The organism is Pandoraea soli (assembly GCF_902459595.1).
In the GTDB taxonomy this organism is placed as follows: domain Bacteria; phylum Pseudomonadota; class Gammaproteobacteria; order Burkholderiales; family Burkholderiaceae; genus Pandoraea; species Pandoraea cepalis.
This window is the reverse complement of record NZ_CABPSG010000008.1, coordinates 110,349-128,655: the sequence shown is the minus strand read 5'-3', so window position 1 is coordinate 128,655 and position 18,307 is coordinate 110,349. Positions and strand designations below refer to the sequence as shown.

Here is an 18,307-nt window from a genome sequence, read left to right as displayed (position 1 = left end):
CGGCGCGCCGCGCTACCCTGCGAGCGTCGCCGCGCGGGCGAAGATATCGGTGGCGAAATCGGTGAGCGTGCCGGCGAGCCATGGGGCCGCGAACCCGAGCGTGAGCAGCGTGACGATCAGGCGCGGCAGGAATGACAGCGTCTGCTCGTTGATCTGCGTGGCGGCTTGAAAGAGCGCCACGACGAGACCGGTCACGAGACTCGGCACGATGAGCACGAGCACGATAACGATCACGAGTCGCAGGGCGTCCAGCCCCATGTCGATGGCGATGTCGCTGGTGAGCATGGCGTTCTCCTCAGACCGCCTGCACGCTGGTGACGAGCGTGCTGACCGTGAGCGTCCAGCCGTCGATGAGCACGAACAGCAGGAGCTTGAGCGGCAACGAAACGACCAGCGGCGAGAGCATCATCATGCCCATGGCCATGAGCACCGAGGCGACCACCAGATCGATGACGAGAAACGGCACGAAGAGCATCGCCCCGACTTGGAACGCCGTTTTGAGTTCGCTCAGCAGGAATGCCGACGCCTTCACCAGGAAGCTATGCGCTTGCGGCTCGGCGACGTGTGTCTCGCCGGTCAGCCGGGCCATCAGGTCGAGCGACGTCTGGCGCGTTTGCGCCAGCATGAAGCGCGACAGCGGCGCTTCGCCGACGCGAATCGCTTCGGTCAGCGTGATGCGATTTTCGTCATAGGGCACGACCGCTTGCGTCCAGATCGCTTCGCCGACCGGGCGCATGACGAGCAGACTGAGCAGCAACGCCATGCCGGTGAGCACGCGCGAGGGCAGCCCCTGTTGCAGCCCCAGCGCCTGACGCAGCAACGCGAGGATGATGGCGAAACGCACGAACGTGGTCATCACCATCAGCAGCATCGGCAGCAGTCCCAGAAGCGTCATCAGAATGAGCAACTGGGTCTTCACGGTGAAATCGGTGGTGCCACCTTGCGTGCGCAGGCGCATCAGTTCGCCCGTCTCGTCGGCGTGCGCTCCGGTGGCGAACAGCGCGAAGCCGATCGCGAGAATCGCGAGCACGAGCGTCTCCGATGCGCACAGCGGAAAGTGGCGCGGCCCATGAGGGCGCGAGCGGCGCTGGCGCAGGAGGTGTAGCGCGGCTTTCATGGGGCCAGCCGGTCCAGCTCGAGCGCATCGAGCGTGAGGATCTTCAGCCCGTATTGCGCGCCCGACACGACGACTTCCGCCAGGCCCACCGGCACACCGTTGACCAACACGGCAAGCGGCGCACCGGCCGCGCGATCGAGACTCAGCACGTCGTCGGCACGCAGGGCCGCCAGCTCGCCCAGCGTAAGTCGCGTTGCGCCGACTTCGAGCGTGAGCTTCACCGGCACACGGCGCAGCGTCTCGCGCATGGCGAGCGGCACCGGCGCTGTGCCGGCCGCGTCAGCGGAACGGGAGGCGGGCGCGGCGTTGCCGCCGCCCGTCTCGCCGAGCCAGTCACCGGCCAAATCGTCAGGCAGGTCAGACAGGTTGGAGAGGTCGGGGAGCGCGCCAAGGGCAGGCAGATCGTCGGTCAGTGGGTCCATCCGCCGATCGGCAGCGGTGGACGTCGTGACGTCGGCGGGTGCACCGGGGTGCGGCGCTTGACCGGACAGGTCGTGAGGAAGGTGGCTAGACATGACGAATGCAGAGTCCTTATTCAAGAGTTTGGAAGTGCGTGAGGCACAAGTGCGCATCGCGCTCGACAATATCGGCGCTCATCAACGGGTCGTTGTCCACGCAAACGAGCGCGCGTTGCATGAACCGCACCGGCAGGACATCGCCCGGTTGCGCGTCGAGCAGCGCGCCAAGCGACAAGTCGACGTCGAGCCAGTGCGCGCTCAGGCGCACCGGAATCGTTGCGACGTCGCAGGCAGGCGGCGTGTGCTCGGCGATACGCTCCCCGGCGCCGGGGCCGAGCATCGTGAGCCAGCGGCGCGCGTCCTCGGCCGCGAGCCGGAAGGTGACCGTGCCCAGCGGCGCATCGCCCGCACGATCCGCGATGCGCGCGCCGATCCAGAGCGACGGCGGCGTCAACCTCGGGGCGCTCTGGAGGGTCTCGACATACGCCGTGGTTGGCGACATCTCCGCGGAGACGGCCTGGCGCAGTGCGTCGAGCATCTGCCTCGCAAAGCGCGTCACGAAACGCTCGTAGGTCGCCGCCGGCGGCGCGGCGTGCAGGGCGGGCGGCCCGACGAAGTCGTCCGCGTCGTAGCGCAGCCGAAAGGCGTCGCGCAGCAGTCCCGCGTCGATGGCAACGTCGATGCCGTGACCGTCCACCTGAAAGCGCTGCACGATGACATCGGTGACGCTCGGCGCACTGGCGCTCACCGACATGGCGGCGACGCGCCACGCCATAGCATGACGATGGCGGACGTGCTGCGGCAATTGGACATCGAGGCGCGAGCGCAGCCGCTCGGTCAGGGGATCGAGGAGCTGCGTCGGCTGTCCCAGCCGGCACGGATCGAGGGCCCGGATCGCGCCGGGCGGCGTAGGCGCGTGCAGTGTATTCATGTGTTTGGATGTCGGTTCGCAGCGCTCGTTGGCGCAGGGAAGTTCGCATCCTAAAGGCGTCTTCCCTGTGTGTTGATGGGGAATGACTCAACCGCGCTGGCTTTGGGGGATTCCCCATTCTGAGTGGGGCGAGGTGTGCGTAAAGTGCGGAGTCTTGTCGGTGCTGCCCGCCTTACGCGCGCGGCACCCATCGAAACTCACGAAGGAGAGCCGAATGCCCGTCTCGATGGAACAGTCATTGATGGCTGAAATGCGTCGCATGCATGCGACACAGCGCGAACTGAATAGCGTGGCCGGAGTGCGCGACGCAGACCCCGCCCTGGCCGGTGCCTCGGTCGTCCCCGACTTCGGCACGATGCTGCGCGGTGTGGACGCGGCCCAGCGCGACGCCGGCGAGCGCATGCGCGCATTCGATCTGGGCCAGAGCGACGACCTGACCGGCGCGATGCTGGCGAGCGCTCAGGCCGACCTGTCGTTCTCGTTGCTGATGCGAACGCGCGACAAGGTCGTGGGTGCAGTGGAGGAGTTGGTACGCATGCCGTTCTGAGCGGGACGCGGCAAGCGCCATGCGTCGCTGGCGCTCCCGTACCGACATATGGACGAACCGCACGCGGTTACCGCAATGTTTCCGGTTCGTCGGCGGCGCTGGCGAAGCACTGGGCGAGGAATCGCTCGGTCGGACGCGACAGGGCGTCGGCATGCGGCACGAGCGCCGTCAGCAGCCGCTTGAGGCCATGTGGGGGATCGATGCGAACCGAGGCGAGCGCCGCGTCTTCGTGACGCATCGACATCGCGGACACGAAGCCCACGCCCATGCCCGCCCGCACGGCTTCCTTGATACTTTCCACCCCGGCCAATTCCAGTGCCACGCGCGGCGCGAGTCCGGCCACCGAGAACGCGCGCGCGACCAGCGCCCGTACCCCCGACCCCGGTTCGCGCAGGATCAACGGGTACTCGGCGATGGCCTGCAGCGATGCGCCTTGCGGATGCTGCGCGAGGGGATGGTCGGCCCGGGCAATGGCAACGACTTCGTCGTCGCGCCACGGACGCACCGCGATTTCCGGCGACAGGCCCGGCGGCACGGCACCTTCGATGAAGGCCACGTCGAGCCGATCGAGTTGCGCCACGATTTCACTGGTGTTGCCGTCGACGATATGCAGCGCGACCGCAGGGTAGCGTTGATGGAATTCGGCAATCACGTAGGGCAACAGGTAACTTGCCGGCGTCGTGCTCGCTCCGATGCGCAACGCTCCGGTTTCCATGCCGCGCAGGCTGTCGCGCAGTGCGATGGCCTGGCGATAGTCCTGCCGCAGCTTGTTGGCATATACGGCGACCTGCTCGCCCACGGCCGTCAGCCGGATGCCGCGTCCATCACGTCGATACAACGGCTCGCCGAACGACTCCTGCAACAGTCGCAACTGGCCGGACACGGCCGGTTGCGATAAGTGCAGCGCTTGCGCCGCGTGGCTGATGTTGCCCAGTTCGGCGACGGTCGCGAAGGTCAGCAATTGGTCCGGCGTCATGTCGAATCCATCGGATAGGGTGATGATTGATCATTATCATAGCCATTATTCGAATGATTGACTGCTGGCGCGACACTGTGCGGTCAGTAAGTCCCGCGTAAGCCGTGCATGAGAGGGTGGCCCCATAAAGTCGGAAGCGCGGGGCGGCGACAAGCGAGACAACCCTCAAGTCGACCGCATTTTCTCCCGTTATCTCTTTCGACACACCAGCGTGTGGCGCGAACGTCTGCCCCGATGTTTTCCGTCCGGTACGGCGACTGTCGCGCCCTCGTCATAACAAGTGGATCAGAGACGCGAGGAGACTGACAATGGGGCTATTCACGCGCACCCGGGGAGCGGCGCAAACGGTCAACGTCATGAACGAGGTGGCGGCCAATGCCGGCACCCTCGGCGTTGAGTTGTGCGATATCGCCGGTAACGTCGACGAGATCGCCGTTCGCATCAAGCGTCAGGCCGACGTGTTTCAGGCGCTTCACCAAACCGCAACCGAGACCAGCGAAGGCAACCAACGTATTGCCAGCGCCGCGCGCGAGGCCCGTGATGTGGCCGATCGCGCCAGCGCCGACATCGCGGCGTCGCGCAACACGGCCGACGCGTCACTGGCATCGATCCACGGTCTCGTGGAGGGTGTCTCCGGCATGGCCGGCGAGATCGCCGGGCTGCGCGACGCGCTCGATCACGTAGGCAAGGTGGCGGAGGGCATTTCGGTGATCGCCCGCCAGACCCATCTGCTGGCGCTCAACGCCGCCATCGAAGCCGCGCGCGCCGGGGCGGCCGGACGCAGCTTCGCGGTCGTGGCCACCGAGGTCAAACTGCTCGCGAGCAAGACGGCCGAGGCGACGCAGCAGATCGAGCACACGCTCGCCACGCTGGGCGAGCGCACCGAGCGCTTGATGCGCGAGAGCAACGCGAACGTCGCGCGCGCCAACGATGCCCGCGAAGGCACCCGCGCCATTGCCAGCGTGATCGAGACGGCCGGGGCTGCGCTCGACACGTTCGACCGTCAGGCCGGACAGATCGCGCAGGCCAGCGAAGCCATCGAAAGCGAATGCGCCACGCTCGTCGCCCACGTCGATGAAATGGCCGACGGCGTTTCGCATTCGGCGGAACACGTTGGGCGTGCGCGGGAGCGCATCAACGGTTTGCTGGGCGTCTCGGAGCATCTGATCGGCCTGATCGCGGGCAGCGACGTCGAGACGGAGGACACGCCGTTCATTCGCGCGGTACGCCGCGCGGCCAAGCAGGTGGGGGAGAGTTTCGAGGCGGCGCTCGCCAAGGGCAAGATCACCGAGCAGGCATTGTTTGACCGCCACTACGAGCCGATCCCCGGATCGAACCCGCAGCAGTTGATGGCCAGCTTCACGCGGTTTACCGACGAGACGCTGCCGGCCATCCAGGAGCCGTTGCTCGCGCTCAACGAGCGCATCGCCTTTTGCGCCGCCGTCGACGAGAACGGCTATCTGCCCACGCATAACCGCAAGTTCTCGCAGTCACCGACCAATGATCCGGTCTGGAATGCCGCGCATTGCCGCAACCGGCGTCTGTTCAACGACCGTACGGGCGCGGCCGCCGGGCGCAATACCCAACCGCTGCTGTTGCAGACCTACCGGCGCGATATGGGGGGCGGAGCGTTCATGGTGATGAAAGACGCCTCGGCGCCGATCTACGTGAATGGGCGTCATTGGGGCGGCTTTCGCATCGCCTATCGCGTCGGCCGGTAGAGACGTTGCGCCGATCGGCGCCGCCAAAGACAACGCGCCACCGACTTCGCAGTCGGTGGCGCGTTCATTTATCGGGGACCGGTGTGTTATCCGATGCGTTTGCCCGCGTGGGGCCGGCCGTCGCTCAATCGCGATGCCAGCGGTCACGGTGCCAGCGTCCGTGCCCGTACCCGTAGTACGGACGGCCGTAATAGGCCGGCGGAGGACCGTAATACACCGGCGCGGGCGCGACATAGACGGGCGGCGGGGCGTAGTAGACCGGCGGCGGGGGCGCGACGTAGACGGGCGCCGGGGCATAGACCGGTGCGGGGACGAATAGCGGCAAGCCAATGCCGATACCGACCGAGACGTGCGCCTGCGCTGTCCCAACGGCACCCGCAGCGAGCGCGATCCCCGCGATGGCAAGGGCGGCAAACTTGGTTTTCATGACATTTCTCCTGCGGACTTGGCAGCGTACTGATGACAGCGCCCGGACGGCACCATGCCGCGCGACGCGCCGGGTGCCCTTGAGCACCGTTGTTCGTCAGATTCCTTGGCTTAACTTTACTGAAGTTCCGAAACGCGGGCGTGGCGCAATTGTTGCAAAGTATGCGCATTGATACGGCACGGGGAACATCCGGGCGTGGAAAAGCGGCCGCCAAACGTGTAGATCAGGCGGCCATTCTATTCAGAATCAACGATTTGCGCTCGTTTCGGTGAGCGTCGTGTAGCGTCGGAATCGCGCCGGTGAGCACCGCATCGGGCGGCGCTTGTTACATTCATTTACATGCACGCCTGCCGCCTGTGGCACAAAAACAGCAGGCGAATGCCGCTTTCGCCGCATCCGCCTGCCGTCGACGTTGCGGGACTGCACGCAACGTCGCCTCCTCCTCCCCGCCCAAACGCTTCGCCCGGTTCACCCGGTGCGTCCGGATCTGCCAGTTTTTTGGGACGGATCCGTGGCCGCGATCCGAGTGGTTTGGGACATCCCTGCGCTTACTGGTGGAAGCGCGCCTTGGCGTCTGCCTCGCAGGTGTCCTTGCTATTGCCGGCCAGACCGTCGCAGCGCTCGAGCGCTGCCTTGTACTGAGCCTTGTTCGCCTCGGCGTTGGCGTCCTGCCGCGCAGCCACCGTGTCCTTCGACGATTCCCGGCTCGTGCGCATCACCTTCGCATCGCCATAGGCCTTGGTTTTGGCGGCTTCGGCGTCCTTGACGCAAACGTCCTCGTCGTTGCCCTTCTTGTCGTCGCAGCGCAACTTGGCAACGGTGAAATCGGCGTCGGCCTTCGCGATGGCCGCCTCGTAGCGGGCCTTGGGTGTTTGCTTATAGTCGGCTTGCGCATTGGCCTTGGCGATTGTCTCGTTGCCCTTTGCGCTCTCGACGCAGATACGCTTCGCGTTGTCCTTGAGTGCATCGCAACGCGCGACCGACGCCTTGTAGTCGGCCTCGGCCGATTTCTGCGTCGCCTCGTAGCGATCCTTGGCCGCCGCGTCGGCCGCGTGGGCTGCCGCGGCGCTCAGCATGCCCGCGGTGCCCAGGGTCAGGCAGGCGCAGGTCAGGATGTTGGTGGCGATTCGATGTGACATGTCGGGGTCCTCCTTCAGGCTGGCAATGGAATGCGCGTAAGGCGCGATGTCCATGCATCGCGTTTCGGGGGGCATGCGTGGGAACGGGGGAAACGTGGATTCGGCGGTATGCCGCGTTACTTCGAACGATCGGCGGCGCCCTGAATGGCTTCGCCCCCTCGTTCGACGTCCTTGCCCGCGCCGTGGATGGTGTTGCATCCGGCGAGCCCCAGCGCGAAGCCGGAGAGCAGTGCGATGGCGATCAGTCGTTTCATTTGAATGTCTCCTTTGACAGAGGATGTTGTGCGACGCGCGGCACGCGCGCGAAGTGAACGGGACGCGTCGGGGCGCCCGCCTCCCGGCGGGCACGGCGGCAAGCGCTTACCAGAGCTTGTGTTGGTCGTTCCACGTGTCGACTTCGCGTTCGGCTTCGGCCTTCGCCTTGCCATAGCGTTCCTGGATGGTCCCCACGAACTTGTCGCGGTTGCCCTCGATCTTGAGCAGATCGTCATCCGTCAGGTTGCCCCACTGCTTCTTCGCTTCGCCCTTGAGCTGATTCCACTTGCCCTTGATCAGATCCGAGTTCATAGCAACTCCTTCATGTTGGGTTGGGATGGATTGGGTTCGGGTAATGCCTTGCATCGGCACGCACAACGGCGCACCTCGTTGCCGCGCTTTCGAGGCGGCACGTGTTTCCATGGTAGGGAGTGCGAAGCGTTCGCGATGTCAGCCGAGATAGCGTCGCGGCGTAGGCGGTGTCGGGTTGCGCTGTCGGTGCATTCCGACGCGCGCAATATCGAGGACGCAGTATCGAGGATTAAGGCGTTTGCGGCGAGGCGCTGGCGTCGTCGTTGGGCTTCCCGGCGACAGGTGTATGTGTGGCGGTGCTTTCGGTGACTTCCGTCGCGATGTTGGGCGCGTCCGCCGGATTGCACAGCGGCAGCACGACCTGGATCTCGGTGCCGAGGCGCAGCGGCAGCGAGTGAATGTCGATGCGCCCCCCCTTGGCCGAGACCCGTTGGCGCATGCCGAACAGGCCATGCGTCTTGGGCTTGTTGAACTGATCCGGCGTGAGACCGATACCGTTGTCGATGACTTCGAGACGCACGCGCTGATCGTCGCACGCCAGCGCCACGCGCACCGTGGTGGCACGCGCGTACTTGCCCGCGTTCGTGAGCGCTTCCTGGGCAACGCGGAACAGCACGATGGCCGTCGACTCCGGCAGGGCGAAGTCCTCTTCCGGCAAGTCGAGGTCGAGTTGCCAGTGCTGTTGATCGGCAGTCTCCTCGGCGAGCGAACGCAACGCCGTCACGAGACCGAAGTTGATCAGCACCGTCGGACGAAGATTCTCGATGATGCGGCGCTTCGTCTGAATGCCGGCGTCGAGATTGCGTTGCGCGCGAGCGAGTTTCTCGGCAATCACGGGATCGATGTTGCGCAGCTTGTGATGCGCCCAGGTCACGTCCATCTTGCAGGCGGTGAGAATCGCGCCGAGCTCGTCATGCAGCTCGCGCGACAGACGGGTCTTCTCGTCTTCGCTGACGTTCTGCAAGTGGGTGGCCAACTCGTCCAGTTGTTCGGTGCGCTCGCGCACGACCCGATCCAGATGCGCTTGCTGTTCGCGCAACCGGTCGCGCACGAGTTGCTCCTGCCGCATCTGTCTGCCGAGGGAACGAAACAGCAGCACGAAAAGCAGGATGGTGAGCACCGAGAGCGCGCCGGCGCTTATCGCCGAGACCGCCTGATCGAAGCGTCCGTTGTCCTGCGCAGTGCGCGCGCGTGCCAGCTCGCGGTTGTACAGGTCGGTGATACCGTCTTGCACCGGCTCCATCGTGCCGATGCCGAGATTGGCGGGCGAGAGCGCCTCTTCGAAATTCATCTCCCCTTGCTTGACCGCCGCGCGCGCCGTTTCCATGGCGGTGATGCGCTGCGAGAACAGCGTCATCACATTGGCAAAGTCCTTCGTGGCCTGCGTGTCGCCCGTGGCTTCGTAATGCCGGACGATCAGGGCGGCGAGATCGCGAATGCGCCGCACGGCCGACAGGTAGGGATCGAGATAGATCGGATCGTTCGTGAGCAGATAGCCACGTTGGCTCGACACCACGGTCGACGTGCGCGCCATGATCTCGTTGAGTTCGTTGGCCGCGGTCATGGCCTGCAAGGCCGCCTCGTAGGTGGAGGCCAGTCGGCGGTGCGCAGACTCCAGCCCGATCAGGCTGCCGACGGTGATGACGATCGCCGCGATCATGGCGATGATCCAGCTTCGGCGACGCAACCAGGACGTGAGCAATCGGGACATGAGGGCCTGTGGCGTGGTGTTGAGGAGAGGCGTGCAGGGAATACCGATGATCGGACGTGATTCGATCATAAGTCGAAAATCGCGTTGTTTCGCGAATTGTCAGCCAATTCCTACGCAAAAACCAGCGGGGTCCGGGCAGTTTCCTGCGCGCTGTTTTTCTACTATTCACTCAGCGTCCGAGGGTTCGCGCCGCGTTGCGCAAACCGGTGTCGCGCCGTCGGAGGCGAACGAAGTCTCCGGGAACCGATGCATTGACCGAGGAGAGCGCTATGTTGAAGTGGGCGTTGATGTTCGCACTGATCTCGATCGTGGCGGGCCTGTTGGGCTTTACCGGGATCGCTGCGGGTGCCGCCGGGATCGCGAAGATTCTGTTCGTGCTGTTCCTGGTGCTGTTTGTGATCTTCCTGCTGCTTGGATTGACTGTCGCCAAGAAGATCGTCGATTAGACGGAGCGCTGCCGCGCGGGGCTGGTCCATGCGCGGCGCCGATACCGTGACGCGTCGTGGAGACGCGCGCGGCCCGTTCCCCTAAATGGAGGTTGCGATGCTTCACTATGCTGTCGTTTTTTTCGTGATCGCGTTGATCGCTGCGGTATTCGGCTTTACGGGAATCGCCGTCGGTGCCGCAGAGATTGCGAAGATCCTGTTCTTCATCTTTCTGGTGATCTTTCTGGTCACGCTTCTCTTCGGGATGATCCGACGATAGACGACGTCTGGGGCCGCCCGGGCGGCTCGCCAGGCGGCCCCGCGTGCATTTGTGCAGACGCCGGAACTCGCGCATCACCATTGAGAGTTACCGCCAGATGATTCATTATTCGAGCGATCGAGCGTCACTGGAGCTTAGATGTCACCGACAACAATAAAAATCCTGATTGCCGACGACCACGCGATTGTCCGTACCGGCTTCAAGCAGTTCATTGCCGACGAATCGGACATGGAAGTGTCGGGCGAAGCGGCGAGCGGCGACGAAGTGATCCGTGCCGTTCGCGATACGGCCTTCGACGTCGTGTTGCTGGATATCGCCATGCCCGACAAGAACGGTATCGACACGTTGCGCGTGATCAAACAGCTGCGCCCGGCGCAGGGCGTACTGTTCCTGTCGACGTATCCCGAAGCGCAGTACGCGGTCAACCTGCTGCGCGCTGGCGCGAACGGCTACCTGATGAAGGATGCGGCGCCCGAGGAAATCATCCGGGCTATCCGCACGGTCGCGCGCGGCCACCGCTATGTCAGCGAAGGTACCGCCGACCTGCTCGCGCAGAAGCTGGACCAACCGGGCGACGAGCCGATCCACGAGCAACTCTCGGAGCGCGAGTTCCAGGTGTTCTGCAAGCTCGCGCAGGGCCGCACGCCCACCGAGATCGCGGACGAGTTGCATCTGTCGGTGAAGACCGTCAGCACGTATCGAGCGCGCGTGCTGGAAAAGATGCATTTGAAAACCAATGCCGACCTGACGCTCTACGCGCTCAAGAACGGCTTGATCAGTTGATAGCGAGGTTGTCATGCCAATCGGGAACGCGGCAACGCATACGGGGTCCCGTTTGCCCCTCAAGGTGCTCTTGATCGAAGACTCGGCGGTCATCCGTGAGAGCCTGTCCGAAGCGATCGGTTCGACCGGGATGCTCCAGGTGGCCGGTGTGGCGGAGACGGCCGACGACGCGGTCCGCACACTCCAGGAAGATTCGTTCGACGCGGTGATCGTCGATATTCAACTGCGACGCGGCTCGGGTATGGATGTGCTCTCCTACCTGCACGACGCGGGACTGCTGCCCCAACTCATGGCCATCGTGCTCACGAACTATGCATTGGCCACGTACCGCAAGCGTTGCCAGCAACTGGGCGTGCAGTACTTCTTCGACAAATCGCTCGAATTTGACCGCGTGATCGAAGTGCTCGACGACTTCGCGTCCGGCAGACAAGCGTGATCGCCGTCAGGTTCAGTCGAAATCCGATATAAGGAGATCAAGTTTTATTATTTTCAACTATTTAGATGCATGGGCTAGAATGTTGTCTTTGCACTGAATATCGAGTCAAGGCGGCGGCACTGCGGGCGGTTTCAGCAGTGGGGCTGCTATTTTTTTGCATGATCGAACTCCAGAACATTACCCAGCGTTTCGCTGGGCCCAAGGGGCCGATCGACGCGCTTTCCAATATCAGCCTGTCGATCGAGCGCGGCGAAGTCTTCGGCATCATTGGCCGAAGCGGCGCCGGCAAGAGCACGCTCGTGCGTGTCATCAATCTGCTCAATCGCCCGAGCGACGGCATCGTGCGCGTCGACGGCCAGGACCTGACGTCGCTGTCGTCCGACGCGTTGCGTCAGGCGCGCCGCCGCATCGGCATGATCTTCCAGCACTTCAACCTGCTCAACTCGCGCACCGTCTACGACAATGTGGCGCTGCCGCTGGAGTTGGCGGGCCTGTCGGCGGCGGAGATTCGCGCGAAGATCCTGCCGCTGCTCGAGCTCGTCGGTCTGACGGCACAAAAGGATCGTTATCCGTCGCAGATTTCCGGTGGCCAGAAGCAGCGGGTGGGCATTGCCCGCGCGCTGGCGAGCGAGCCGCAGGTGCTGCTCTCGGATGAGGCGACGTCGGCGCTCGATCCCGAGACGACGCGCTCGATTCTCGAGTTGCTCAAGCGCATCAATCGCGAGCTGGGCCTGACCATTGTGCTGATTACGCACCAGATGGAAGTCATCAAGCAGGTGTGCGACCGTGTCGCCGTGCTCGATGCCGGCCGTGTGGTCGAGCAAGGGCGCGTCATCGAGGTGTTCCTGCGCCCGCGCCACGACGTCACGCGTGCGCTCATCGGCGACGTGATTTCGCAGGAGCTGCCCGCGGGCGTTCGCGAGCGTGTCGCATCGCGCATCGGCAACGGTCACGATCACCTGTATCGTCTGGCGTTCTCCGGCGCGGGCGTGGATCAGCCGCTGCTCTCCGAGGCGATTCGTCGCTACGAACTCGATTTCAACATCCTGCACGGCCAGATCGACGAGATCCAGGGGCAGGCGTTCGGATCGCTCGCCGTGCTGGCGGGCGGCACCCCGGCCCGGGTGGCCGAAGCCATGGCGTTCCTCGCCAGTCAAGGCGTGGTCGTCGAGGAGCTGAGCCATGTGGAGTGAAATGTTCGATCTCTTCGTCTCCTCCTTCTGGGAGACGCTCATCATGGTCGGGATTTCCGGCCTGATCGGTGCCGTGGTCGGCGTGCCGCTTGGCGTGCTGCTCTATCTGACGGACCGCAACGGCGTGCTGCAAAACCTGCCGACCAATCGTATCGTCGGCATCCTCGTCAACGCGGTGCGCTCCACACCGTTCATCATCCTGCTCGTCGCGGTGATCCCGTTCACGCGTCTGATCGTCGGCTCGTCCATCGGCACGATGGCGGCCGTGGTGCCGCTCACCATCGCGGCCGCGCCGTTCGTCGCGCGCCTGGTGGAGACGGCGCTGCGTGAGGTCGACCGAGGCCTGATCGAAGCGGCGCAGTCGATGGGCGCGACCACCGGCCAGATCGTGACCAAGGTGTTGCTGCCCGAGGCGTTGCCCGGTATCGTGGCCGGTCTCACGATCACGTTCGTCAGTCTGGTCGGCTATTCGGCGATGGCCGGCGCCATCGGCGGCGGCGGCCTGGGCGACCTGGGCATCCGTTACGGCTATCAGCGCTTCCTGCCCGAAGTGATGATTACCGTCGTGCTGATTCTGATCGTCTTCGTGCAATTGGTACAGACGTTCGGCGACTGGCTGGTGCGTCGCCTGAGCCATAAGTAACGTCTCATATAACAACGTCGCCGGCACACCGGCACATCACACACACGCGAGGTTTTTCTATGCAACGTCGTACGCTTTTCAAGCTGCTGGCCGGTGTCGGTGCCGCTACCGTTTTCGCCACGCAATTCGCCGCGCCGGCGGTTGCGGCCGATGCCGTCAATCTGAAGGTCGGCGTCACGGGCGGCCCGCACGCGCAGATCTTCGACGAAGTGAAGAAGGTCGCGGCCAAAGACGGTCTGAACATCAAGGTCATCGAGTTCAGCGACTATGTGCAACCGAACGCCGCGCTGTCGTCGGGCGACCTGGACGCGAACAGCTACCAGCACCAGCCGTACCTCGACGCTCAGGTGAAGGACCGTGGCTACAAGCTCGAGTCGATCGCCAAGACGGTGATCTTCCCGATGGGCATCTATTCGAAGAAGATCAAGTCGCTGGCCGATCTGAAGGCCGGCGACAAGGTGTCGCTGCCGAACGATCCGACCAACGGCGGCCGTGCCCTGCTGTTGCTGCAGAAACAGGGTCTGCTCAAGCTACGTGCCGACGCCGGTCTGAAGGCGACGCCGCTCGACGTGGTCGACAACCCGAAGAAGCTGAAGTTCGTGGAGCTGGACGCCGCACAACTGCCGCGCTCGCTCGACGATGTGGCGGTGGCGGTCATCAACACCAACTTCGCGATGGAAGCCGGTCTGAACCCGAAGCGTGATTCGATCGCCATCGAAGACGCCAACGGCCCGTACGCCAACGTGCTGGTCATTCGCACGGCCGACAAGAACAAGCCCTGGGTGGCCAAGCTGATCAAGGCCTACCATTCGCCGGAAGTGAAGGCCTTCATCGAGAAGAAGTTCGGCGGTTCGGTCGTTACTGCCTGGTAAGGTCGTGAGGGCGCGCCGCTCGGCGGCTCCCTCACGAAGAAACGGCAACGCTTTGCGGCGTTGCCGTTTTTTTTTCGTCTCCATGCGGGAGGAATGCCGGGCTTACGCGATGGATGTCCAGGGTGTGCGACGGTGATGCTTCCGCCGTCTCGGCGTGTGTGGCAAATCCGACACTGTCACAGAATTGTCAAATAACGGCGATAGCCTGAGAACAAGTAAAAGAGGGTGCCTGCGGGCACCGTCAACAGACGCGGATACGGGCCATAGAGCAGCTACCGCAAGCGAAGCACGGGGAACGGGTGAAACGCTTCATCGGAGCGCAGCGCGCCTTCGATGGGCATGGACGCGCCCGGCACATGCCCGCACAACGCAATGCGATTTGCATGATGGCGGCGCACCGCACCGACCTACGGAGTTCCCGTTGAACCTTCCCCCACCTGTCGCGATACGTCCGCCCGAGCGTTTTGCCGCGCCTGGAACATTGCACGATGCGATATCGACGTCGGTCGCGGCGTCGGTGCCCGATGCGGAACCCGACGAGGCCGCATTGCTCGCCGAACTGTGCGAGGGCATCGGTCTGACCTGCGTGTTCCAGCCGATTCTCGACTTTCGCACGTCGGGCGTTGCCGGCTACGAGGGCCTGGTGCGGGGGCCCGCCGGCACGGCGATCCATTCGCCGCTGGCGCTGTTCGCCGCCGCCCGCCGTCACGGTCTGCTCGCGCCGCTCGAACTGGCTTGCCGTCGCACGGTGCTGCGTGGCTTCGTCGAACAGGATCTGCCGGAACGCCTCTTCCTGAACATCGGCCCGGTCACCCGAGCCCACCCCGTCGGCGGCGTGAGCGAATCGCTGGGTCTCGACGAAACGTTTGCCATGCTCCAGCCGCTGGGCCTCGCCCCCGAGCGTGTCGTGCTCGAACTCACGGAGCATGCGCCTGCGCTGGATCTGGCAAGCACACGGGCTTCGCTCACGGCGTATCGTGCGCTGGGTTTCGAAGTGGCGCTCGACGATATGGGCGAGGGCTACGCCAGCCTGCGGCTTTGGTCCGAGCTGCGGCCCGATTACGTCAAGATCGACCGGCATTTCGTCGACGGCATCGACACCGACACCGTCAAACTCCAGTTCGTGCGGTCGATGCGCCAGATCGCGGAGACGAGCGGCACGCGGGTCATCGCGGAGGGCATCGAGCACGCCGAGGAACTGCAGGTCGTGCGCGATCTCGGCATCTTCCTCGGTCAGGGGTATTTCATCGCGCGCCCGGAAGCCAGGCCGCAACGGGCGATCACTGCCCACGTGCGGGCGGTTGTCAACGAGCGCCGCGCCTATGTACATCAACAACCGAGTCAACTCGGTGCGGGCAATGTGACGCTGGAGCGAATCGCGTCATATGTGCAGCCTGTCTCGCCGGAGACCCGCAGCGAAGATGTCGTGGCGCGTTTCGAGAGCGATGCGACGCTCGACGTGCTGCCCGTGGTCGAGCATGACCGTGCCGTGGGATTGATCGGACGTGCGTCGCTGATCGGCCGGTTCGCTCGGCCTTTCACACGTGAACTCTACGGCCGCAAGCCTTGCTCGGCCGTGATGGAGCCGCGCCCGCTCACGTTCGACAAGAGCGCGCGCATGGAGGATCTGAGCCGCATGATTGCCGAAGGCGCCAGCCGGCAAATCGCGGGCGGATTGATCGTTACCGATCAGGGGCGCTATCTGGGCGTGGCGCAGGGCCATGCCCTGATGCGCCACATCACGGATATGCAGCTCGATGCGGCGCGGTACGCCAACCCGCTCACGCTGCTGCCAGGCAATGTGCCCATCGACGACTACATGGATCGCATGATCGGCGAGCGGCAGTCGTTCTACGCCTGCTATGTCGATCTCGATAACTTCAAGCCGTTCAACGACGTGTTCGGCTACCGGCGCGGCGACGACCTGATCCAACTGGTCGCGCGCGTGCTCATGGCGGTGCGCAACCCTGAGCGCGACTTCCTTGGTCACATCGGTGGCGACGACTTTCTGGTGGTGTTCCGCAGCCCCGACTGGGAGGCGCGTTGCCGCGACGCGCTCACGCGCTTCGGCGAGGCCGTGACGGAATACTTCCATCCGGATCAGATCGCCGCGGGTGGGTTCGAAGCGGAAGATCGTCGGGGCATGGTCATCTTTCACCCGATCACTAGCTTGTCGATCGGCGTGGTGGCGGTCACGCCGGAGAGCTTTCCCTCGCATGTGGAAGTCTCGGCCGCGGCCGCCGATGCCAAGAAGATGGCCAAGCGCGCGCTGGGCAACAGCCTGTTCGTCGAGCGTCGGCGCGCCCATCGGTGAGCGTGCCCGGCATGCCGCGCGTGACGTAAAAAAAGCCCGCCGCAATGAATTGCAGGCGGGCTTGTCCGTCGGCGCGGCCGGTGTTCGGCGCGCTTAGTGCGAGAGCGCGGGCATGCCTTCCATGCTGGCGACGTCTTCTTCGCGCTCACCCGCGAGGTACGGCGTACGCCAGCCGGCCTTCACGCCCCAGTGATAGAACGCGAGCGACATGGCGGCCACGATCAGCATATCCCAGCCATACGGCAGCAGGCCAAGGCCGCCGAATTCCTTGCTGCCGATGTACGAGCACAGCGCCATTGCCGGCAGGTAACCGATCAGCCACCACGATGCCTTCAGGTCACGGCCGAAACCTTGCCACCGATCCTTCGCCTGATAGTAGAAGTAGACGGGCAACGCTACGATCACCAGTACGATGATCTGGCCCGTGAGCGGCCAGCGTGCCCAGTACAGAATCAGCGACGCGCACACGAAGGCGAACGGTGCGATCAGCGAGAGGCCTCGCAGGCGCAGCGGACGGTGCAACTCGGGGGCCGAGCGACGCAGCGCCATCACGCTGATCGGGCCCGTCAGGTACGAGATCACGGTCGCGACCGAGATCACGGCGGCCAGCGAGTCCCAGCCGCGGAAGAAGAACATGAAGATGAACGAGATCGCCAGGTTGAACCACATCGCCGGGCGCGGCACGCCATACAGCGGATGCACGTGACCGAGAATCGCGGGCAATGTGCGGTTGCGCTCCATCGCGTAGATCATGCGGCTGGTGGTGGCCATATAGGTGGTGCCGGTGCCGCTCGGGCTCAGGAACGCATCGAAGTACAGCACGATGGCCAGCCAGTTAAGGCCGAGCGCGATCGCCAGTTCCGCGAACGGCGAGCTGAAGCTCACCATGTGCCAGCCGCCGGCCAGTTGCTCGGGCGAGAGCGCGCCGATGTAGGCCACTTGCAGCAACAGGTAGATGACGGTGGCGAGCAGGATCGAACCGACCACCGCGAACGGGATGCTGCGACCTGGGTCGCGCGCTTCGCCCGCGAGGTTCACCGGACTCTGGAAGCCATTGAACGCGAACACGATGCCTGATGTGGCGACCGCGGTGAACACGGCCGACATGCCGTTCGGCGCGAAACCGCCGTGCTCCGCCACGTTGAAGTTGCCCGGATGGAAGCCCGCAATCATCAGGCCGGCAATGGTCAGTGCCGGAATGGCGAACTTGAACAGCGTGATGGCCGTGTTGGCGCGCGCGAACAGCTTCACGCCCCAGTAGTTGAGCATGAAGTAGCCGATCACGAGCAGCGCGGAGAGCATGAGGCCGCTCGTGCTGAGCGTGCCGTCGACAAACAGGGCGTGCGTCCAGTCGTACGGCCACGTACTCATGTACTGAATCGATGCTTCGGCCTCGATCGGAATGACCGAGACGATGGCGATCCAGTTGGCCCACGCAGCGATAAAGCCAACGAGGCTGCCGTGCGAATAGCGCGAATAGCGCACCATGCCGCCCGACTCGGGGAACATGGCGCCGAGTTCGGCGTACGTGAGCGCGATGGCCAGAATGACGACGGCGCCGATGAGCCACGCAAAAAGGGCGGCGGGGCCGGCAATCTTGGCGGCTTTCCAGGCACCGAACAACCAGCCGGAGCCGATGATCGAGCCAAGACCGGTCAACATCAGGGCGAAGGGCCCGATGTTACGCATGAGGGGTTGATTGTTATCCATTCGATGTCTTCTCCACGCCCGGGGGGGACAGGCACCGGTCCCGATGAGGGCGGGCGG

General features: G+C 64.3%; 21 protein-coding genes. 10 read left to right on the top strand and 11 right to left on the bottom strand.

Going from position 1 to position 18,307, the window contains the following annotated elements; genetic code table 11:
• Positions 1 to 12: 12 nt before the first annotated feature.
• The 4 genes from fliQ to PSO31014_RS15500 are packed head-to-tail and all read right to left on the bottom strand — an operon-like array spanning position 13 to position 2,506.
• A complete protein-coding gene (fliQ, locus tag PSO31014_RS15515; protein WP_150552421.1) occupies positions 13 to 285 on the bottom strand; it encodes a flagellar biosynthesis protein FliQ in 273 nt (90 codons plus the stop codon).
• Positions 286 to 295: 10 nt separating this feature from the next.
• Complete coding sequence (locus PSO31014_RS15510; protein WP_246176664.1) at positions 296 to 1,117, bottom strand: flagellar type III secretion system pore protein FliP; 822 nt, start codon at positions 1,115 to 1,117, stop codon at positions 296 to 298.
• The gene (locus PSO31014_RS15505; RefSeq protein WP_174976534.1) at positions 1,114 to 1,632 is read right to left on the bottom strand and encodes a FliM/FliN family flagellar motor switch protein; all 519 of its coding nucleotides are present in this window, start codon (positions 1,630 to 1,632) and stop codon (positions 1,114 to 1,116) included. Before PSO31014_RS15505 ends, PSO31014_RS15510 begins: the two co-directional genes overlap by 4 nt.
• A gap of 16 nt (positions 1,633 to 1,648) precedes the next feature.
• Positions 1,649 to 2,506, bottom strand: a complete 858-nt coding sequence (locus tag PSO31014_RS15500) for a FliM/FliN family flagellar motor switch protein (protein WP_150552419.1) — start codon at positions 2,504 to 2,506, stop codon at positions 1,649 to 1,651.
• 214 nt (positions 2,507 to 2,720) lie between these two features.
• On the opposite strand from PSO31014_RS15500, the gene fliE reads away from it, so the two are divergent.
• Positions 2,721 to 3,053 (top strand): flagellar hook-basal body complex protein FliE, encoded by a 333-nt coding sequence (gene fliE / locus PSO31014_RS15495; RefSeq protein ID WP_150552418.1) that lies wholly within the window; start codon positions 2,721 to 2,723, stop codon positions 3,051 to 3,053.
• Between the two features lie 67 nt (positions 3,054 to 3,120).
• Here fliE and PSO31014_RS15490 read toward each other — a convergent pair whose 3' ends face one another.
• Entirely contained in the window at positions 3,121 to 4,029 is a 909-nt protein-coding gene (locus PSO31014_RS15490) for a LysR family transcriptional regulator (RefSeq protein ID WP_150552417.1), read from the bottom strand.
• Between the two features lie 308 nt (positions 4,030 to 4,337).
• Between PSO31014_RS15490 and PSO31014_RS15485 the strand changes: the two genes are divergently transcribed.
• Entirely contained in the window at positions 4,338 to 5,750 is a 1,413-nt protein-coding gene (locus tag PSO31014_RS15485) for a methyl-accepting chemotaxis protein (RefSeq protein WP_150552416.1), read from the top strand.
• A gap of 124 nt (positions 5,751 to 5,874) precedes the next feature.
• Here the strand turns inward: PSO31014_RS15485 and PSO31014_RS15480 are convergent, their stop codons facing one another.
• The 5 genes from PSO31014_RS15480 to PSO31014_RS15460 form a co-directional block, all read right to left on the bottom strand.
• The gene (locus tag PSO31014_RS15480) at positions 5,875 to 6,177 is read right to left on the bottom strand and encodes a hypothetical protein (RefSeq protein ID WP_174976533.1); all 303 of its coding nucleotides are present in this window, start codon (positions 6,175 to 6,177) and stop codon (positions 5,875 to 5,877) included.
• A gap of 548 nt (positions 6,178 to 6,725) precedes the next feature.
• Positions 6,726 to 7,316 carry a hypothetical protein gene (locus PSO31014_RS15475; RefSeq protein ID WP_246176662.1) on the bottom strand — a complete coding sequence of 197 codons (591 nt, stop codon included), beginning with the start codon at positions 7,314 to 7,316 and terminating at the stop codon, positions 6,726 to 6,728.
• Between the two features lie 116 nt (positions 7,317 to 7,432).
• A complete protein-coding gene (locus tag PSO31014_RS15470) occupies positions 7,433 to 7,570 on the bottom strand; it encodes an entericidin A/B family lipoprotein (protein WP_150552415.1) in 138 nt (45 codons plus the stop codon).
• A 106-nt stretch (positions 7,571 to 7,676) separates the two neighbouring features.
• A complete protein-coding gene (locus tag PSO31014_RS15465) occupies positions 7,677 to 7,883 on the bottom strand; it encodes a CsbD family protein (protein ID WP_017235271.1) in 207 nt (68 codons plus the stop codon).
• Between the two features lie 229 nt (positions 7,884 to 8,112).
• Positions 8,113 to 9,663 (bottom strand): sensor histidine kinase, encoded by a 1,551-nt coding sequence (locus PSO31014_RS15460; protein ID WP_150552414.1) that lies wholly within the window; start codon positions 9,661 to 9,663, stop codon positions 8,113 to 8,115.
• A 200-nt stretch (positions 9,664 to 9,863) separates the two neighbouring features.
• Between PSO31014_RS15460 and PSO31014_RS15455 the strand changes: the two genes are divergently transcribed.
• The 8 genes from PSO31014_RS15455 to PSO31014_RS15420 all read left to right on the top strand — a co-directional run bounded on the left by PSO31014_RS15455 (position 9,864) and on the right by PSO31014_RS15420 (position 16,540).
• A complete protein-coding gene (locus PSO31014_RS15455; RefSeq protein WP_017235273.1) occupies positions 9,864 to 10,040 on the top strand; it encodes a DUF1328 family protein in 177 nt (58 codons plus the stop codon).
• Positions 10,041 to 10,137: 97 nt separating this feature from the next.
• The gene (locus PSO31014_RS15450; protein ID WP_150552413.1) at positions 10,138 to 10,299 is read left to right on the top strand and encodes a DUF1328 domain-containing protein; all 162 of its coding nucleotides are present in this window, start codon (positions 10,138 to 10,140) and stop codon (positions 10,297 to 10,299) included.
• Between the two features lie 138 nt (positions 10,300 to 10,437).
• Entirely contained in the window at positions 10,438 to 11,082 is a 645-nt protein-coding gene (locus PSO31014_RS15445; protein ID WP_150552412.1) for a response regulator, read from the top strand.
• A 13-nt stretch (positions 11,083 to 11,095) separates the two neighbouring features.
• Positions 11,096 to 11,518: a response regulator gene (locus PSO31014_RS15440; protein ID WP_150552411.1), complete on the top strand. Its 423-nt coding sequence runs from the start codon at positions 11,096 to 11,098 to the stop codon at positions 11,516 to 11,518.
• A gap of 158 nt (positions 11,519 to 11,676) precedes the next feature.
• A complete protein-coding gene (locus PSO31014_RS15435; RefSeq protein WP_150552410.1) occupies positions 11,677 to 12,711 on the top strand; it encodes a methionine ABC transporter ATP-binding protein in 1,035 nt (344 codons plus the stop codon).
• Positions 12,701 to 13,354 (top strand): methionine ABC transporter permease, encoded by a 654-nt coding sequence (locus PSO31014_RS15430; protein ID WP_150552409.1) that lies wholly within the window; start codon positions 12,701 to 12,703, stop codon positions 13,352 to 13,354. The genes PSO31014_RS15435 and PSO31014_RS15430 overlap by 11 nt, the downstream gene beginning before the upstream one ends.
• A 59-nt stretch (positions 13,355 to 13,413) precedes the next feature.
• Positions 13,414 to 14,226 (top strand): MetQ/NlpA family ABC transporter substrate-binding protein, encoded by an 813-nt coding sequence (locus PSO31014_RS15425; protein WP_150552408.1) that lies wholly within the window; start codon positions 13,414 to 13,416, stop codon positions 14,224 to 14,226.
• A gap of 421 nt (positions 14,227 to 14,647) precedes the next feature.
• Positions 14,648 to 16,540, top strand: coding sequence for an EAL domain-containing protein (locus PSO31014_RS15420; protein WP_150552407.1), 1,893 nt, complete (start codon positions 14,648 to 14,650; stop codon positions 16,538 to 16,540).
• Positions 16,541 to 16,633: 93 nt separating this feature from the next.
• On the opposite strand, the gene PSO31014_RS15415 is transcribed toward PSO31014_RS15420, so the two are convergent.
• Positions 16,634 to 18,250, bottom strand: coding sequence for an APC family permease (locus PSO31014_RS15415; RefSeq protein ID WP_174976532.1), 1,617 nt, complete (start codon positions 18,248 to 18,250; stop codon positions 16,634 to 16,636).
• Between the last annotated feature and the right edge of the window lie 57 nt (positions 18,251 to 18,307).

Coding starts and splice junctions, on each gene's coding strand:
- PSO31014_RS15465 (WP_017235271.1), bottom strand. CDS start 7,883: ATGAACTCGGATCTGATCAAGGGCAAGTGGAATCAGCTCAAGGGCGAA.
- PSO31014_RS15460 (WP_150552414.1), bottom strand. CDS start 9,663: ATGATCGAATCACGTCCGATCATCGGTATTCCCTGCACGCCTCTCCTC.
- PSO31014_RS15505 (WP_174976534.1), bottom strand. CDS start 1,632: ATGTCTAGCCACCTTCCTCACGACCTGTCCGGTCAAGCGCCGCACCCC.
- fliQ (WP_150552421.1), bottom strand. CDS start 285: ATGCTCACCAGCGACATCGCCATCGACATGGGGCTGGACGCCCTGCGA.
- PSO31014_RS15425 (WP_150552408.1), top strand. CDS start 13,414: ATGCAACGTCGTACGCTTTTCAAGCTGCTGGCCGGTGTCGGTGCCGCT.
- PSO31014_RS15485 (WP_150552416.1), top strand. CDS start 4,338: ATGGGGCTATTCACGCGCACCCGGGGAGCGGCGCAAACGGTCAACGTC.
- fliE (WP_150552418.1), top strand. CDS start 2,721: ATGCCCGTCTCGATGGAACAGTCATTGATGGCTGAAATGCGTCGCATG.
- PSO31014_RS15445 (WP_150552412.1), top strand. CDS start 10,438: ATGTCACCGACAACAATAAAAATCCTGATTGCCGACGACCACGCGATT.
- PSO31014_RS15510 (WP_246176664.1), bottom strand. CDS start 1,117: ATGAAAGCCGCGCTACACCTCCTGCGCCAGCGCCGCTCGCGCCCTCAT.
- PSO31014_RS15490 (WP_150552417.1), bottom strand. CDS start 4,029: ATGACGCCGGACCAATTGCTGACCTTCGCGACCGTCGCCGAACTGGGC.
- PSO31014_RS15470 (WP_150552415.1), bottom strand. CDS start 7,570: ATGAAACGACTGATCGCCATCGCACTGCTCTCCGGCTTCGCGCTGGGG.
- PSO31014_RS15480 (WP_174976533.1), bottom strand. CDS start 6,177: ATGAAAACCAAGTTTGCCGCCCTTGCCATCGCGGGGATCGCGCTCGCT.
- PSO31014_RS15450 (WP_150552413.1), top strand. CDS start 10,138: ATGCTTCACTATGCTGTCGTTTTTTTCGTGATCGCGTTGATCGCTGCG.
- PSO31014_RS15500 (WP_150552419.1), bottom strand. CDS start 2,506: ATGAATACACTGCACGCGCCTACGCCGCCCGGCGCGATCCGGGCCCTC.
- PSO31014_RS15435 (WP_150552410.1), top strand. CDS start 11,677: ATGATCGAACTCCAGAACATTACCCAGCGTTTCGCTGGGCCCAAGGGG.
- PSO31014_RS15475 (WP_246176662.1), bottom strand. CDS start 7,316: ATGTCACATCGAATCGCCACCAACATCCTGACCTGCGCCTGCCTGACC.
- PSO31014_RS15415 (WP_174976532.1), bottom strand. CDS start 18,250: ATGGATAACAATCAACCCCTCATGCGTAACATCGGGCCCTTCGCCCTG.
- PSO31014_RS15455 (WP_017235273.1), top strand. CDS start 9,864: ATGTTGAAGTGGGCGTTGATGTTCGCACTGATCTCGATCGTGGCGGGC.
- PSO31014_RS15430 (WP_150552409.1), top strand. CDS start 12,701: ATGTGGAGTGAAATGTTCGATCTCTTCGTCTCCTCCTTCTGGGAGACG.
- PSO31014_RS15440 (WP_150552411.1), top strand. CDS start 11,096: ATGCCAATCGGGAACGCGGCAACGCATACGGGGTCCCGTTTGCCCCTC.